We start from the raw sequence: 16,954 nt of genomic DNA on the forward strand, positions 1-16,954 counted from the left end.
GGTTCGTGGAATAGGTCTATTTGGACACGTACCGATGCAGCTCACACGCGGCCAGCAAAAACGCACCGACGCCAAAATTGGTAGTCGAGCTGGCGTTGACAACCTGCCCCGGAATGGCTTTCTCACCAATGGGCTGTACGTACCCGATTCGGCCATCGGGTTGCAGAGCCACCGTGGAGAGGTATTTCCAGGCGTTCAGGACCGTGGGCCGGTACGTGCGCTCATCGAGCAGGCCGTTGTTGATACCCCACAGAAACCCGTACGTAAAAAAAGCGGTGCCGCTGGTTTCGGGGCCGGGTGCCTGCGCCGGATCGAGCAGGCTGCGGGTCCAGTAGCCATCGGGTTGCTGCGCTTTCCTGATGGCCTCGGCCATACCCTTAAACTTGTCGATGTACTCGGCCCGGTGCGGGTCGTCGGCGGGCAGGTCGGCCAGCACTTTAGCAAGGCCGGCAAACACCCAGCCATCCCCCCGCGACCAGAAATCTTTCAGCCCATTGGCCGTTTTGTGAGCCGGGTACACATACTTGGCATCGCGGTAGTACAGGCGGGTGTCGGCATCGTACATAATGCCATTGGCAAAGGTGAAGTATTCGTGCAGTTTCTGGAGATACAGCCGATTTCCGGTCAGCTTGTACAGCTTGGTCATTACCGGCATCACCATGTACAGGCCATCGGCCCACCACCAGTACCCGCTGTAGGGTGTACTCATCTGGAACTCCATCACCTCGCGGGCGCGGGCTATCTTCCGGGCGTCGGGTTGCAGGTTGTACAGGTCAACGTAGGTCTGAAAGCAGATCTGCCAGTCGCCAAAGAGCACGTACTCATCTGTTTCGCCGTAGGTGTACTTCCAGTTAGCCCGGTTGTCCGATTTGGCCCCCTTCCACTCGTTCTGCTCGGCCCAGGCTTCGGAATAACGCCGGTAGACCTCGTTTTTGGTCAGAAAATAAGCCTCCATATTACCGGTATGGTAGGCGGCATTGTCCCAAAAGGCGTTCCCGTGGGTAGGTCTGGCTTTTTGCCAGTAATCATTAACGTGCTGAACTGTTTGCAGCACCTCGGCCGGTTTGGGCACGGGCTGGGCTCCGGCCCACGCGCACAAGGCCAGCCAGAGAGTTAGCGTTAGGAGTTGGGTCATTGTCTACCAAAGAAACGAGTCTCCATCCGAAAAATCGGTGAAGACTCGTTATCGAATTGTGAGTATAAATTAATATCCGGGATTCTGCGCCAGCACGGCGTCTTTGTTCAACTGAATTTCGGTCAGCGGAATCGGCATGAGGAGGTTTTTCTCCGTCAGGCCACGAATCGGGTTTACGGGGTTATTGGCGTTGAGTCGGTTGGCCCGCTCAACGAGCGTTTTGGTCCGCATGAGGGTCATCCGGCGGTTTTCTTCGCCGATTAGTTCGCGGGCCCGCTCATCGAGCACAAAGTCGAGCGTCATATCAGCCGCCGACACTTTGCCCACCGCCGGGTAACCCGGAAACGCCCGCTCACGCAGGGTGTTAATACTGGCCGCTGCGGCTTCGAGTTTACCCTGCTTCACCTGGGCCTCGGCCATCAGCAGATAGGTTTCGCCCAAACGCATCAGAATAAAATCTTTCACCATGGCGTAGCCAAACGTATCGTTCGGATCAAACTGATACCATTTGGTGGTGTGCGGGGCAATGTTGAACAGGGTATCGGTACCCGTGTAAGGCACTGGCTTGCCATAGGTAGCCGGCTTGGTGGGGTCGTTGTACACGTACCGACGACGGATGTTGTATTGTGAATTACGAATGTCGCCGGGCTTATACAGGCCATACAACACCCAGTTGCTCAGTCGCAGGCGGCCCAGCGCCCGGCCACCCGTCGAGTCCGACAGGGCCATGCCCTGCACATTGTGGTAGGCTGCCCCCCATACCCGGCGTTGCTGCGGGTTGTCGGTGATACCGCCCACTACGGTGCTTGGGTTTTCCTGCTCCAGCACCCAGATAGCCTCGGTATTGCCCTGTACCCGGCGCTGGTTGCCGTACACAAACATATCGGAATAATAATCGCCGGGGCTACCCGCTTTGAGACCGTAACGGCTCTTCACCAGCTTGAACTTGCCACTGCTGATAATGGCCCCCAGTTGCGCTTCGGCCAGGTCGGGCTTACCCATACGCAGGTACACTTCGCCCAGCAGCTGCATCGCCATAAACTTGTTGGCACGGCCGTAGAGCTTCCCTTTCGCGTTTGACTTCACATTGTCGATGTCGGGCAGGTTGGCAATGGCAAACGTCAGGTCATCGACAATCTGCTTGTTTACGTCTTCGATAGGTGCCCGTACAAAATCGGTTTTGGGGCCAGTGAGGGCCTGCGTCAGCAGGGGCACCCCACCGAAGCAGGTCGCCAGGGTATTGTACGCATAGGCCCGGAAAAATTTGGCCTCCGCGCTGATCTTGTTTTTGCCCCCCGCGCTAATGCCCGTCAGCGATGGCGACTCGGCCCCGTTGATGATAATGTTGGACAGGTTCACCATAATGTAACTCCGGTTCCAGGTCCGGGCGGCTGCGCCATCCGTCGAGGTCAGCTGCGCGTAGTTATAGTACGGAATCTCAATGCCCTGCTGGTTGGCAGTCGCGTTGGCTACGTCGGTACCGACCTGCCACACACTCGGCCATCCCTGCTGGTCGGCCCAGGAGAAAATGGTGCTGGTGTGGTTGTACAGGCCAACGAGTTGCGCTTCAAAACCGAGCGAATCGTTGAGCGTTACGGGTGTGTACGACGAATAGGGTTTTTCGTCGAGAAACGTGTCTTTGCAGGCCGAAGCCAGAACCACCACCGACACGAAGAGAAGTTTAGCAAATGATTTCATGAGATCGGATGTAAGCAGTCGGGTTAACGGAGGCTAAGGTTCAGGCCCATCACAAACGAGCGGGTCAGGGGGTAGTTGTTGGCCCAGTCGCCCACCCCGCGCGACTGCTGTACGGCTTCGGGGTCCCAGCCAATCCAGTTTGTAAACGTGTAGAGGTTACGGCCACTGACGTAAACGGTTGCGCTGCCCAGGCGGAGCTTATCCAGCACCTTGGCCCCGAACACGTAGCTGAGGGTTACGTCTTTGATGCGGGTAAAGCTGGCATCTGACGCGTACCCGTAACCCCGTGGGTTTTTGAAGGCCAGCGAGGGCCGGGTGTTGCTCTTGTTTTCGGCGGTCCAGTAGCCCACGTCAATCGGTGTATTGCGCTTACCGGTTTCGTCGGCATAGGTCAGGTCGGCGTTGTTGCGGGTGATGCCCTGCACCGTCTGGATAAACACGTTCAGGTGGAAGTTTTTGTAGTGGAACGTGTTCGTCAGGCCGCCCGTCCACTTGGGTGCCGTTTGGCCCAGAATCATGCGGTCGCCGTCGGGCGTGATTTTCTTGTCGCCGTTGAGGTCGGCAAATTTCAGATCACCGGCCACCGCGCCAGGGTCCTGCGACGAGGCATCTTCGCCCACCTGCCACACACCGGCCAGTTTGTAGTCGTACACCACGCTGATAGGCTGCCCGATAAACCAACGGTTACCGAGGTCGTCTTTCTGGTCACCGTAGAGGTCGATAATCCGGTTGCGGTTCGAGGCAAACACCACCCCGCTTTCCCATTTCAGATCCCCTTTGGTCACGTTGCGGGTATTGAGCGTGAGTTCGATGCCCGTGTTCGAGGTTTCGCCGAGGTTATCAAATACACTCGAATACCCCGTGATAATGGGCAGGCTCCGCAGCAGCAACAGGCCCTTGGTGTTGTTTTTGTACAGTTCGAGGCTACCGTTGATCCGGTTGTTGAGAAATCCGAAGTCAAGACCAATGTTGCGGCTCAGCGTAGTTTCCCATTGCAGGTTGGCGTTTCCGAGGTTACCCGCCAGAGCACCAATCGTGCTGACCCCGTTGAACGGCGACCGGCCCGTGTTATTCGTCGTGATGGTACGGTACACGCTGATGGCCTCGTTGCCCGACTTACCGTACGACAACCGCAGTTTCAGGTTGCTCACCACCGTGGCATTTTTCATGAAGGCTTCGTTGCTGATATTCCAGCCCAGAGCCGCCGACGGAAACAGACCGTACTTGGTCGTGTTGGCACCAAACACCGACGAACCATCGCGACGGGCCGTCAGGGTAAACAGGTAGCGGCTATCGTACGAGTAGTTGACCCGGCCCATCTGCGAGTTCAGGCCGTAGCGATCGGCAAATGAGTTGCTCGACTGAGTGGCCCCGGCCCCGAGGTTGTAGAACGATAGTTCGTCGTTAACAAAACCCGTAGCCGAACCGCTTGCCGTGGCATATTTGCGCTGTTGGGCACTGTAGAGGCCCGTAAAGTCGAAATGGTGCTTGCCCCAGTCGCGGGTGTAGGTCAGGATGTTTTCGAGCGTGAAGCTATTGGTTTCCGAGAAAAACGTGTTGGCCGTTCCGAGCAGGTCGTTGGCACTGCGCCCCACGTAGCTACCTGTGCGGGCCGGAATGTACGAGTAACCCGCATTCAGACGAAACTTGAGTCCTTCGAGCGCGCCCGAAAATTTCACCTCCGCGTAGCCATTTCCGTTCAGGTTGGTGTTCCGGTCGACCCGGTCGGTGGTGAGGCCGAGCATGGGGTTGGTGTACAGCTGCTCAGGAAACATCGGGTAGATTTTGTACGTCCCGTTGGCGTTGTACTCCTGCCCGTAGGGGCTCATGGCCGTTGCGTTGAGCAGGTTGGCCCGGCCACCGTCGCGGTTATTGTTGGCGATAAAGAGCGAAGTACCCACCGTCAGGAAGTCCGTCACGTTGACATCCAGATTGGAGCGGAAACTGGCCCGCTTGTACTGGTAGCCTTTGATAACGCCCTGTTGATCGAGGTAAGCCCCCGAAACAAAGTAACGTACGTTGCTGGTACCGCCCGAAATGCTCAGGTTGTGGTCCTGCAACACACCGGTTTGCGTAGCCTCCTTAATCCAGTCGGTAGTGATACCGGCGTTGTAGTTGCTCAGCTCTTCAAAGTTCGGGACCGGATTCACCAGTTTCTGACCCGTTTGCGTCATGTAGTCTTTGTATTTCTGCACGTACTCCTCGCCGTTGCGGGGCCGCAGGATGTGGGCGAAATTCTCGACCCCAGCGTAGTTGCTGTACCGAATGGTCGGCTTGCCGGTAGTGCCCCGCTTGGTGGTGATCAGGATAACGCCGTTGGCCCCGTTGGTTCCGTAAATGGCTACAGCCGACGCATCTTTCAGAATCTCGATTGACTCAATATCGTTCGGGTTGACGTCGTTAAGCGAGCCCCCCGTTTTGCTGAGCGGAATCCCGTCGACAACCACGTAGGGCCCCGAGTTGGCGTTGATCGAGTTCTGCCCCCGGATAATGGTCGAGGGGGCGCTTCCCGGCACCGACGACGACTGACTGATGTTGACCCCGGCTACGGAGCCCTGTACGGCCTGCAACACGTTGGTCACGGGCAACTGCGACAGGCGGGCCTTGGGCACCGAGGCCACGGCCCCCGTAATGTCGGAGCGTTTCTGAGTACCGTACCCCACTACCACCACTTCATTCAGCGATTTGGCGTCGGCTTTCAATTGCACATTCACCACCGTCTGGTTGCCAACGGCTACTTCCTGAGCCGCGTAGCCGATGTACGAAATCACCAGCACCGGGTTGGCGGTACCGTCGGGAATGCGGAGCGTGTAATTCCCCTGCGCATCGGTATTGGCCCCAATTGTTGAGCCTTTCAGCGACACACTGGCGCCCGGCAGCCCCTCCCCTTTTTCGTCGGTCACCTGCCCGGTGATCGTGAGCACCTGCACATCGAACCGATCGGCGGAGAAGACAGAGGGTCGGACGGCGGCATGAAGCGGACTGCCCGCGTAGGCAGTCGGTTGGGCCAACATTCCACTGACTGGAAGCAACGCCCCGCAAAAAAGTAGCCTTTTGAGATTCATAGAACGGCTGAAAAGTTTCTTGGCTATTCGGTGATTTTCTTTACTAAGTACCAGAAACGAATAAATCAAACATTTGAATAGTGCAAAACTAGCCACCAGACAGCGTCCACCGGGGGGCATAATTCGCCAGAAAACAGGGGGTAATTCGTCTGGGCCAGCTTTTTGGGGAAACTTCGGCTCCGGGATGCGTTTCGGCTCCGGCCGAACAAACAAAAACCGGCCCGAGCCCAAACTGCCAGCAGGCAATTCGGACTCGGGCCGGGTATCATTCTGTCGGTTGGTCGGCTACAGCTTGCGGGTCTGCAACTGCCGCAACACCTTCCGCAGGGCCTCGGGCTTCTGCATGTACGGTTCCAGGTCGTACACGGCTACCCGCCGGAACTCAATCGGGTGGCTTTCGCTCTGCAACGAGATGTAGCCCCCGCGCAGGGGTTGGCCGTCTTTCTTCTGGGCCGGGTCATGGTTCGACACAGTGCCCCCGCCGATTTGGGGTTTCTCGTAGGTCAGCACGGTATCACCCTCTACAATGTGGTGAATCACCGAATCGCCCAGCACCAGAGCCTCGGCCCGTACCCAACGGTCGCCGTGATACGTTTTCGACTTTGAGTCGATGCAGTGGGGCGTAAACAGCTTGCCGTTCATTTCAACGTGCGTGCCGGGCGTGCAGAGGTTGGCGGTATGCCGCTCGTGCTGCCCGTCGCCCCCAAGCAGCTGCATTTCGAGCGAGATCGGGAAGTCCTGTTTCACGGTCATGGTTTCGGGGGCCTGCCCGTGGAGCATCGCCCCGCTGTTACGGATCGCCCAGCCGGGACCCGCCGGTGCCTGCTGCCCCACAAACCGGTATTCGAGCACGAGCAGATACGCCGAAAACGGACGCTTCTTGTAGAAAATATGCCCAAACTGATTGTCGAACGAGGTATAACCGTCGTAGTTGACCGTCAGCTTGCCGTCGGTGACCCGGAAAGTGTTGCCGTAATTTTCGTTGAGCGGATGGCCCGAGATTTTCACGGTCCAGTCTTTCAGATCTTTACCGTTAAACAGTTCGATCCACCCGGTGCCTTTCGAGCGGCCTTGCCCAAGGCTGAGGAGCGCCAGCAGGCAGAGAGGGAGTAAAAACATAAGTCGAAGCATAAGGTTATGGGAAAATTAGGTGATTGCATTAGAAGCTGTTTGAGTTAGCGATTTGAGGCCGCAGGGAGCGAATTTTGGTTGCTGACAAGCCAGTTTTTGCCGGTCGTAGCGCTTGCTACGGCCCAAAAAAGTGGCGCAGGCAGCGACCAAAAGCTGCCCTTACGGGCCAAAGGGATTAACTCAAACAGCTTCTTATTTCTCAGCTACCGCCGTGGGCTTGCCAAACAGGAGCCATTCGAGGCTGAACAGGTCGCGGTTGGGGCCTTCGGGCTTCACAAACACCACGTACAAGTCGTGCATGCCACCGGGGTCCCGAACGGGGGTGCTCACTTCTTCATACTTGCGCCAGTCGCCCGTAGGCTTGTACGCCAGCGTGCTCACCACCGGGCCCGTGGGCGAGTCGATATGCACCTCAATGGTAGCGCCTTTATCTTTCGATGAATAACGGTACGTGAGCTGATCGATGCCTTTCAGGTCGATGTTCTTGAGCACAAAATACGACTGATGGTGAATAGTACCCAGCCGTTTGCCCTGCCGGGTCATATTGGAGAGCACATCGGCCTCACTGGCAATCACTTTGGTCGGGCGGAGTACCAACACATCCGTTTTGGTGAGGGCCAACGGGGCCTTGGGCGGCAACAACGCACCTTTGTCGGTGTACGAGGCCGTCAGTACATAGCGTCCTTCCTGCTCTTTGCCCACGTGTTGATTGAGCGTCAGCGTACCCTGCTGTGGCAGTCGATTTTCGGTTGGCTCGGTACCCAGCGAAAGCACGTATTTGATCATCTCGGTGGCCTCTTCGCGCGAGAGTTGCGGGTGCGCACTCATGGCATGTTCGCCCCAGACACCACCCCCGCCAATGATGACCTTGTTGGCCAGTTTGGCAGTAGCGGTTTTGTCGTCGCGGTAGCGCTTGGCCACCTCCGTAAACGACGGCCCGACCGATTTGGCGGCTACCTGATGGCAGGCCTTGCAGTCGGAGCCAGCCACCAGCGATTTCCCCAAACTGTATGTCGACGTCAGTTGCTGATGGCCCATCATCGGCTCGCTGCTGACCTTCGGAATATAGTTGAGCACCACCTTCAGGTTCTTTTTGTCGATCACCTTGTCTTCTTTGTCGGTCACGCGCACGGTATAGGCAAAGGGCGTGGCCTGCGGAGAGAAGAACGTCCGGTTTTGCCCGGTCGATACAGCCACCTGCGGGGTGGTGTTGCCCACTTTTACGGTCACGGTGTCGGTGCTCACCTTGCCCGCCGGGTCGGTCACGGTCAGGGTAGCCCGGTAGATGCCGTTTTTGCGGAAGGTGTATGTCGGATTGGCCTCCGTCGAGGCTACTTTGTTCCCCTCGAAGCGCCAGGCGTACCGGAGCGCATCTTTGTCGAAATCAACGCTTTTGTCGCCCGAAAACGCCACCGTCAGCGGAGCCAGCCCGATGGTATCCGTGGCCGAAGCCCGCGCTACCGGAGCCCGGTTGCCGCCGTTAAAGTCAATACGTACCAGCCGGGCGTCTTCGTTGTCGATCCCATACACCGAGCCGTATTCGAGCATGTAGATACTACCGTCGGCCCCGATTTCCATATCGACCGGCCGCCGGAAATCGCCTGTTTGGGGCATAAACGCTTCCATGTACTGATAGTTCTGGTCGGCATCGAGCCGCACGGCATACACCCAGTTCCGCATCCAGTCGTACACAAACAGAGCCTTGTCGTAATAGGCGGGCAATTTGGTAGTTGATTTGAGTGCGGGGTCGTAATGATACACAGGCCCGCCCATGGCGCACCGCCCGCCCACACCCAGCTTCGGAAACTCGGCCGACGCGTTGTACGGGTACCAGATCATTGCTTTTTGGGCCGGGGGCAGGGTTTTGGCTCCGGTATTATTGGGCGAGTTATTGACGGGAGCCATCGGGTCGTACAGAGCCCCCACGGCTTTGGTGGCAAAGTCATACTGATGGTAGGCCTTGTTGTCGCCCACAAAATAGGGCCAGCCGTAGTTACCCGCTTTTTTGGCCTGATTGAACTCATCGTAGCCGCGTGGCCCCTGCTGCCCGTCGGTACCGGCATCGGGACCAATTTCGCCCCAGTACAGAATCGACGTAGCCGGGTCGACCGAAATGCGGTACGGATTGCGGCAACCCATCACGTAAATTTCGGGCCGGGTGCCGGGGGTGCCTTTGGGAAACAGGTTACCCTCCGGAATGGTGTACGAACCATCGGTTTTGACGTTGATCCGCAGGATTTTACCCCGCAAATCGTTCGGATTGCCCGACGACCGCTGTGCGTCGAACGTAAGCCGACCCGACCGGGCGTCGATGGGCGCGTGTCCGTTCGATTCAAAGGGCACGGTATTGTCGCCGGTCGAGATAAACAGGTTGCGGTGGGCATCCCACGCCATCGACCCGCCGGTATGCGCACTTACCTCCAGGTCGATCGGAAATTCGATGATTGATTTTTCGCTGGCTACATCGAGCGAGCTATCGTCGTTGACCCGAAACCGGCTGATACGTTGCAACGTTTGCTCACCTTCCTGAATCGTGTAGAAAAAGTACAGAAACTGGTTCTGGCTAAAATCGGGGTCGATGGTCATGCCCAGCAACCCGTTCAGATACTTGTCGACGGCCTTGACGGGGAAGTCGTGCAGCAGCCGGGTTTTCTTCTGAACGGGGTCGTAGAGGTAAAACTTACCGGCGCGTTCGACAAAAAACACCCGTCCGTCGGGCGCAACGGCCAGTTCCATGGGCTCGTTGAGGTCGTTGGAAAGTACCGTTTTGGTGAACCGGTTTTCTTCAGGCCGGTTCAGGGTGTCGGCCAGGGCCGGGGCCGGTACCCGGTCGGTACCCCGATGGAAAGCGGGCAGGGTAGTAAGCCCGGCCAGAATCCCAAAGGGTAAGCTGTACTTGAGTAGAGAAGTGAACATAAAAACGTTTGGCAACAGATTGATACAGAATGACAAACAAAACCGGCGCTATTTCTTACCGATTTGTGTCAGCCTTTCTCCTCAAAAAACATCGTAAATTAGACAAATTTAGAAGGGCGAAATCCGTTGGTAAGGGTCCGTTTTCGTCAAATTAGAGGGGTAAATTGGTCCCTGATCATGAAGTGGTTTCGGCTATTTATTTTTTGGGGGGTCATTGGGGTCATCACCAGCCTTCCGGGTGCGGCTCAGCCCCCTAAGGCTGACCGGGTCAGTCCAGACCGGGTCACGCCTGACCGGGTCACGCCTGACCGGGTCTGGTTTGAGCACATCACCGTCGACCAGGGGCTTTCGCACAGCGACGCCATGTGCGTTACGCAAGACCGGGCCGGGTTCATCTGGATCGGCACCAATCAGGGCATCAATCGGTACGACGGCTACGAACTCCGTAGCTACCTGCTCCCCGTAAACCCCCGCAACGGACTGGCGGGTAACCGGCTGCGGGCCGTGTACACCGACACCCGCGGGCGGTTGTGGGCGGGCTCCGAGAGCGTTGGCGTCAGTTTGTACGACACTCACCGCGACCGATTCGTCAGCCTGCGTCAACTGGCCACCGCGACCGTCGACCGCGCCCTGCTCGACCGGCTCGATCTGGCCAATGTAGAAGCGATCACGTCGGATACGCAGGGGCGGGTGTGGGTCGGTACGCGCCGGGAGGGATTATTTTTGCTCACCCTCAACGACGGCCAACAGCTTACCAGCCTTACCCGCGTTCCCGTTGGCACGCAAGCCGACTTCTGGGTCACAACGCTCATTACCGACCGGTCGGGCACGGTTTGGTTTGGCACAGCGCACGAAGGCCTCTGGTGGGTAGCCCCCTCGGGCACACCCCGCGCCCGGACCGTGGCTCTCCCCCACAACCGGACTTCCGGGTCTGGTGATTTGCCCACCGTGCGTGCGCTACACGCCGACCGACGGGGCGGCCTCTGGATTGGCACCGACGAACAGATTTTCTGGACCTACAACAGCGGAGGGTTAACAACGGGCCGGTCCGGGCTAACCCCGCTCAACGGCACGTTCGACGAAATTGAGTCGATTCATTTCGACTCCTTCGGGCATTTGTGGGTAGGAACCAACTACGGGCTGCTGTTCTGGCCCGGCTTACCGGGTCCGGCTCCGGCAGGCCAACCTCCTATTGACCAGGGTCGGCCGACAACCTTTTACCCCCGCGACGACGACCCGCACAGCATCAACTCGGGGCGGGTGCACCAGATTTTTGAGGATCGAAACCAGATTTTGTGGCTGGCCGCGTCGGCCGGGGGGCTCAACAAGGTCGATTTGGGCCACAAGCCTTTTGAGAACCTGCAACGGCGATTTTCGCAACAGCCCACCTTGCCCAACAACTACGCCAACGCCATTTACAAAGACCGCACCCGTAACTGGCTCTGGATAGGCACCCGCAACGGTTTTTCGCGGTACGACCTCACCACCCGAACGTACCAGAACTACGAGAGCCGCCCCCTGCCCGGCGATGCAACGGGTGTCGATGTGGCTTCGTTTCACCAAACAACCGACGGTACGCTGTGGGTGGGCACCCGCTACAGTGGCCTCAAGATACTGCGCAACGGCCGCCTGTCGACCCTGACCACCTTACCGGGGGGGCTTTCGCTCGGCTCTACCAGCCTCGAAACCATAGTGGAAGACCGGTTCGGTACTATTTGGGTTGGGAGTTTCGAGAGAGGGTTGCTCCGATTCGACCGGCAGGGGCAACTTCTGGGGCATTTCAGCGCCGATAATGGCCGTTTGCCCACCAACCAGATCACGTTTTTGCTGTACGACCGGGCTACCGATGTGCTTTGGGCCAGTACACGCGGCACAGGATTGCTGAAATTACAGATTGGCCCCGACTCGCTCCGGGTACTCCGGCAGTTTCGGCACGACCCCAACAACCCGGCCAGTTTACGGGTCAATTACACCTGGCCCCTGCTGAAAGACCGGCTCGGACGGCTCTGGATCGGCACCATTGGCGGGGGGCTCCACCAACTCACCACCGACCGGCAGGGCCGCGAACACATCCGCCGGTTCGATCGGGTGATTGCCGAGCCCAACATCGAAAGCATTTTGCAGGACGAACAGGGTGACCTCTGGATGGGGGGTGCCGGTTTGTTACGCTTCAATCCCACAACGGGGCAGGCCATCCGGTACGACGTGGCCGACGGCCTGCAAAGCAATTCGTTTAAGGTGGGCGCGGCCTACCGCGATGCCGACGGAACCCTGTATTTTGGCGGGATCAAGGGGGTGACGTACTTCCAGCCCCGGCTGATCCGGCCCAACCCCTACCCGCCGGTTGTTCAGCTCACGAATCTTCGCATTTTCAACAAAATTGTACCGGTGGGCGACGAGGTAAACGGGCGGGTCGTGCTCTCCCAAACGCTCAATCAGACCCAAACGCTGACCATCAAAGCCGCCGAAAACGACTTTTCGATCGAGTTTGTCGGCCTCAATTACGCCAACCCCCAAAAGCATACCTACGCCTACCGGCTCATTGGCTACAACGACGCGTGGGTGCATCCCGCACCGGGGCAACGCACGGCCAACTTTGCCAACCTACCCGCGGGCGACTACACGCTTGAAGTGCGGGCGGGCAACGGCGAGGGGCAATGGTCGGCCAAACCCGCTACCCTACAGATTACGGTATTGCCGCCCTGGTGGAAAACGGGCTGGGCTTACCTGCTGTACACGGTACTGACTGTGAGCGCGTTGCTACTGTACCGGCGCATCACCGTAACGCAGCAAACCCTGCAAAACGAACTGGCGCTGGAGCAATACAAAGCCGAAAAAGAGAAAGAAGTGACCGACAACCGGCTCCGGTTTTTCACGAACGTTTCGCACGAGTTACGCACGCCCCTGACGCTCATCATGGGCCCACTCGACGAGCTGGTGTCGGCGGGAATGGCGGGCGGGCTGCGCGACAAGGTGTTGCTGATGCACCAGCAAACCCGCAAACTGCTCGATCTGGTCAATCAATTGCTGGAGTTTCGGAAGGTAGAGTCGGGACATGTATCGCTGCGGGCGGAGCGGGGCAATATTCTGTCGTTTGTTACCGAGATATTCCTCATTTTCAAGCTCAAAGCCGAAGAGATGCACCTCGACTACGACATGGAAGCCCCAACGGAGCCCGTGCCGCTGTACTTCGACCGGGCAAAGCTCGAAATCGTGTTGACCAACCTGCTGTCCAACGCGTTTAAATACACGCCCGAAAACGGAAAAATTCGGGTGACTATTTCGATGGCTGGCTCCCCCGACGAAGCCGCCCTTTTTTACAACAATCAGCTCAGTAACAACTACCTGCAACTCATGGTGCAGGACTGGGGCATCGGTATGAGACCCGACGAGGTAGCCCAGATTTTCGACCCGTATTACCAGGCTTCGCACACCAACACGCTGCGGATGATGGGCACGGGCATCGGGCTGTCGCTGGTGAAGCAGTTTGTGGAGGCTCACGCGGGCGAGGTTACGGTGCAGAGTGCCCCCGGCGCAGGTACCACTTTTACCATCCGGTTGCCGTTTGGACAGGCACACCTCGCCCCTGAGTCGATTGCAGACGAAACCCCGGCCGACCCCCACCCGTCGGCCGAAATCCCCCTCCTGCCCGAACGCATTGCCACCCCAACCCCGACACCTTCGGGTCGGATTTTGCTCGTGGAGGATAACGATGAGCTTCGGCAGTACCTCTCGGACCTGTTTAGCCCGGCCTACGAGGTGCACACCGCTACCGATGGCCTCGACGGTTGGGACAAGGCGCTCTCCCTCCTCCCCGACCTGGTGGTGAGCGATGTGATGATGCCCCGCAGCAACGGGCTGGAGCTTTGCCAAAGACTCAAGCAGCACCCCAAAACAATGCATATTCCGGTGGTACTCCTGACAGCGCGGGTAGCAGCTGCCCACGAACTGGAGGGCCTCGAAACCGGTGCCGACGAGTACATGGTCAAACCGTTTAACCCGAAAATCCTGTTCACGAAGGTATCGGTCATGCTGCAAAGCCGGGCGCGGCTCCGCGAGTATTACGACCGGCAGATTCTGCTCAAACCCACCACCGTCGTGATCCCGGACGCCGAGAAACAACTCCTCGAAAAAGCGATGGAGATAGTCGAAACGCACCTGGCCGATCCTGAATTTTCGGTACCGACGCTCGTCCGTGAAATGGGCATGAGTCAGTCGGCATTTTACCGGCAGATCAAAGCCATTACGGGGCAAACAGTGGTCGAGTTTATCCGCGATGTGCGCATGAAACGAGCCGCCCAACTGCTGACTACGGGTGGATTACGCGTATCGGAAGTGGCGCATCAGGTCGGTTTTGAGGACCTGAAACACTTCCGGCGGACGTTCCAGAACCTGTATAATCTCTCGCCGTCGGAGTACGCCCGGCAACACAGGGGCAACCCAGACGAGTAGTTACAGATTCCGCCAGCTACCGGCGTCGTAGACTTCGGTAAGCCCCCGGTTACCCAGCAGGGCTTTGGCGCGAGCACTCCGCATGCCCGACGCGCAGCACACAATCACGGGTTTCTTGTAGTTGCGAATGGTGTTTAACTTACTGTCGAGCACATCGAGCGGGATGTTGACCGCTCCTTTGGCGTGCCCACCGGCAAACTCGCCCGGCGACCGGACATCAATAATAACAGCTCCCTGCGCCCGTACCGCATCGATCTGTTCGTTGTTTCCTCCTCCGAAAATTGACTTAAAAAGCGAAAGCATCTGTGTGTTTGTTTTAGAATGATGACACAAAGGTGGCGGCACAAATCATCCTATTCCGTGACATTTATCACGCATGAGTCTTATTTCTTTCACCACTTTTGACTACACAAACATTCAGTACTGGACATTTGGACTTCAGACATTAGACGTTAGACGTACTACCATTCTGTAGGGAGGTCTAATGTCCAACATCTAATGTCCAGCACTGAGACACAAACACCTTCATTCTGAACCATGACAACCGAACACCTACACGCCCTCTGGCAGGAAGCCCGCACCCGTTTCTCGAATCAGCTGGCCACCCTTACCGAAGCCGACCTCAACAAAAAATTAGGCGATTCGGTCAATTCGGCGGGGTTTCTGATTCGGCACATCGCCGATGTCGAACTGCTTTTTGCCCGCAATGTATTCGGCCAAACCGACCTCAAAGTGAGCGCCAAGACGGTTATAGCCCAGCGCGACACCGGCGAATGGACCAACCTCTCGGAACTGCTTGAATACCAGAATTACGCGTTTGAAAGTTTGGAAAAAGCGATTCTGGCCCAGTCGGTCTCCGACTGGGATGTGATTATCGAAACCAAGGAATTTGGCCGTCGAACCAAAGCACAGGCACTGGGCCGTATCACGTCGCACACGGCTTATCACGCGGGTCAATTAGCCATTGTGGTGAAATACGGGCATTAAGCCGAACTCCCAGGGCCTAATCTTACTGCATCTTCTTCGCCTTAATCTCGGCCAGCAACGTCCGTAGCTCCTCTACTTTTTCGGGATGTTGGGTGTACAGGTCGTTGGTTTCGGCGGGGTCGGCAGCCAGATTAAACAACTGCCCCTGTGGACCGCCCGCCGTGGGTTTAATCTCTTTGGGATCGGTGAAACCGCCGGACCCCAGGCCCTCGATCAGCTTCCAGTCGCCTTTGCGGATGGCAAAATAGCCGATAGACGAGCTGTGCACCACGGCCGGTTGGTTGGGCACCTGTTTGGCTTTCCCCGTCAGCACGGGCAGGATGCTGTAGCTGTCTTCGGGCTTAAACGCGGCCGACCGGTTGCCCAGCAAATCGGTGCAGGTAGCCATCAGGTTGGCTAAAGTGGTGGTCGCGCCACTCACCGAATTAGGTTTGACATGACCCGGCCAACGCACGATAAACGGAATCCGGTGGCCCCCTTCAAAAGCATCGCCTTTCATGCCCCGAAACTCCCCCGCCGATTTATGGTTGAAACGCTGCACAAAATCGGGACGCCAGTACGGGCCGTTGTCGCTCGCAAAAATCACGATGGTGTTCTGCGCCAGCCCCTGCCGGTCGAGGGTTTGGAGAATCTGCCCCACAGCCGCGTCGACCTGTTGCACAAAATCGCCGTACTCACCCGCTTTCGACTTGCCGGTGTAGGTATCGGTAGGCATCCAGGGTGTGTGCGGAGCCGCCAACGGCAGGTACAGAAAAAACGGCTTCTGGGCGGTTTGGCGATTCAGAAACGCCATCGCCTTGTCGATAAACCGGGGCAAAACCCCGTGAAAATCGAAGGCCGGGGCCATTTTACCTTCGCGCCAGAACGGCCCCGAATACCCCGATTCGATCTTATTGCCCTTAGTGTACGCCGTGGGCTCGGCTTCGAGCCGGTGATTTTCGAGGTAGCAGTAGGGCGGCATATCGAGCGAGGCCGGCAGAATGTACGAATAGTCGAACCCAACCGTATTGGGCCCCTGCGCCACGGGTTTGGCGTAGTCGATATCGTCGGGGTTCATTTCGGTTTTGATTCCGTACTCGGCATCAGCCAGCAAGGCTTCTTTACCGGGTTTCACCACCCAATCGACGCCCAAGTGCCACTTGCCCACCACGGCGGTCTGATACCCCTCTTTTTTGAGCAACGAAGCCACCGTAGCCCGATCCTGTTCAATCAGCGTGCGGCTGTATCCCCGTAAAACGCCCACCGGCAAGCGGCTTCGCCAGGGGTAACGGCCCGTCATAATCGAGTAGCGGGTGGGTGTACACACCGACGAGGGCGAGTGCGCATCGGTGAAGCGCATTCCCTGAGCCGCCAGCCTATCGATGTTGGGCGTAGCAATGCCACCCGCCGGGTTATAAGCCGACACATCGCCGTAGCCGAGGTCGTCGGCCAGAATGTACACAATGTTGGGCCGCTGCTTCGTCTGGGTTGGAACCATGAAGGCCAGCGAAAGCAAAGCGCTCCCCAGGGCTATTATTTGTAGAAAGGGTTTCATTGTTATCAAACTCAAACGTAGTAGTGAAGGGCAAAC

9 protein-coding genes are annotated in these 16,954 nt (G+C 57.6%); 2 read left to right on the forward strand and 7 right to left on the reverse strand.

Features of this window, described 5'->3' with window-relative positions; all coding sequences use genetic code 11:
* Positions 1-16 precede the first annotated feature (16 nt).
* The 5 genes from RUDLU_RS0106305 to RUDLU_RS0106325 form a co-directional block, all read right to left on the reverse strand.
* Complete coding sequence (locus RUDLU_RS0106305) at positions 17-1,135, reverse strand: glycoside hydrolase family 88/105 protein (RefSeq protein WP_019987509.1); 1,119 nt, start codon at positions 1,133-1,135, stop codon at positions 17-19.
* Between the two features lie 69 nt (positions 1,136-1,204).
* The gene (locus RUDLU_RS0106310; protein WP_019987510.1) at positions 1,205-2,833 is read right to left on the reverse strand and encodes a RagB/SusD family nutrient uptake outer membrane protein; all 1,629 of its coding nucleotides are present in this window, start codon (positions 2,831-2,833) and stop codon (positions 1,205-1,207) included.
* Between the two features lie 23 nt (positions 2,834-2,856).
* Entirely contained in the window at positions 2,857-5,898 is a 3,042-nt protein-coding gene (locus RUDLU_RS0106315) for a SusC/RagA family TonB-linked outer membrane protein (RefSeq protein WP_157580103.1), read from the reverse strand.
* A 285-nt stretch (positions 5,899-6,183) separates the two neighbouring features.
* Positions 6,184-7,017, reverse strand: coding sequence for a 3-keto-disaccharide hydrolase (locus tag RUDLU_RS0106320; protein ID WP_019987512.1), 834 nt, complete (start codon positions 7,015-7,017; stop codon positions 6,184-6,186).
* Positions 7,018-7,221: 204 nt separating this feature from the next.
* Positions 7,222-9,945, reverse strand: a complete 2,724-nt coding sequence (locus RUDLU_RS0106325) for a PQQ-dependent sugar dehydrogenase (RefSeq protein ID WP_019987513.1) — start codon at positions 9,943-9,945, stop codon at positions 7,222-7,224.
* A gap of 177 nt (positions 9,946-10,122) precedes the next feature.
* Between RUDLU_RS0106325 and RUDLU_RS0106330 the strand changes: the two genes are divergently transcribed.
* On the forward strand, positions 10,123-14,397 hold the full coding sequence (locus RUDLU_RS0106330) for a hybrid sensor histidine kinase/response regulator transcription factor (protein WP_019987514.1): 4,275 nt from the start codon (positions 10,123-10,125) through the stop codon (positions 14,395-14,397).
* Here RUDLU_RS0106330 and RUDLU_RS0106335 read toward each other — a convergent pair whose 3' ends face one another.
* The gene (locus RUDLU_RS0106335; RefSeq protein ID WP_019987515.1) at positions 14,398-14,700 is read right to left on the reverse strand and encodes a rhodanese-like domain-containing protein; all 303 of its coding nucleotides are present in this window, start codon (positions 14,698-14,700) and stop codon (positions 14,398-14,400) included.
* 234 nt (positions 14,701-14,934) lie between these two features.
* Here RUDLU_RS0106335 and RUDLU_RS0106340 point away from each other — a divergent pair, with 234 nt between their 5' ends.
* Positions 14,935-15,384 carry a DinB family protein gene (locus RUDLU_RS0106340; RefSeq protein ID WP_019987516.1) on the forward strand — a complete coding sequence of 150 codons (450 nt, stop codon included), beginning with the start codon at positions 14,935-14,937 and terminating at the stop codon, positions 15,382-15,384.
* A 22-nt stretch (positions 15,385-15,406) separates the two neighbouring features.
* On the opposite strand, the gene RUDLU_RS0106345 is transcribed toward RUDLU_RS0106340, so the two are convergent.
* The gene (locus tag RUDLU_RS0106345) at positions 15,407-16,918 is read right to left on the reverse strand and encodes a sulfatase family protein (protein ID WP_027302822.1); all 1,512 of its coding nucleotides are present in this window, start codon (positions 16,916-16,918) and stop codon (positions 15,407-15,409) included.
* Positions 16,919-16,954 lie beyond the last annotated feature (36 nt).

The organism is Rudanella lutea DSM 19387, assembly GCF_000383955.1.
Lineage (GTDB): Bacteria > Bacteroidota > Bacteroidia > Cytophagales > Spirosomataceae > Rudanella > Rudanella lutea.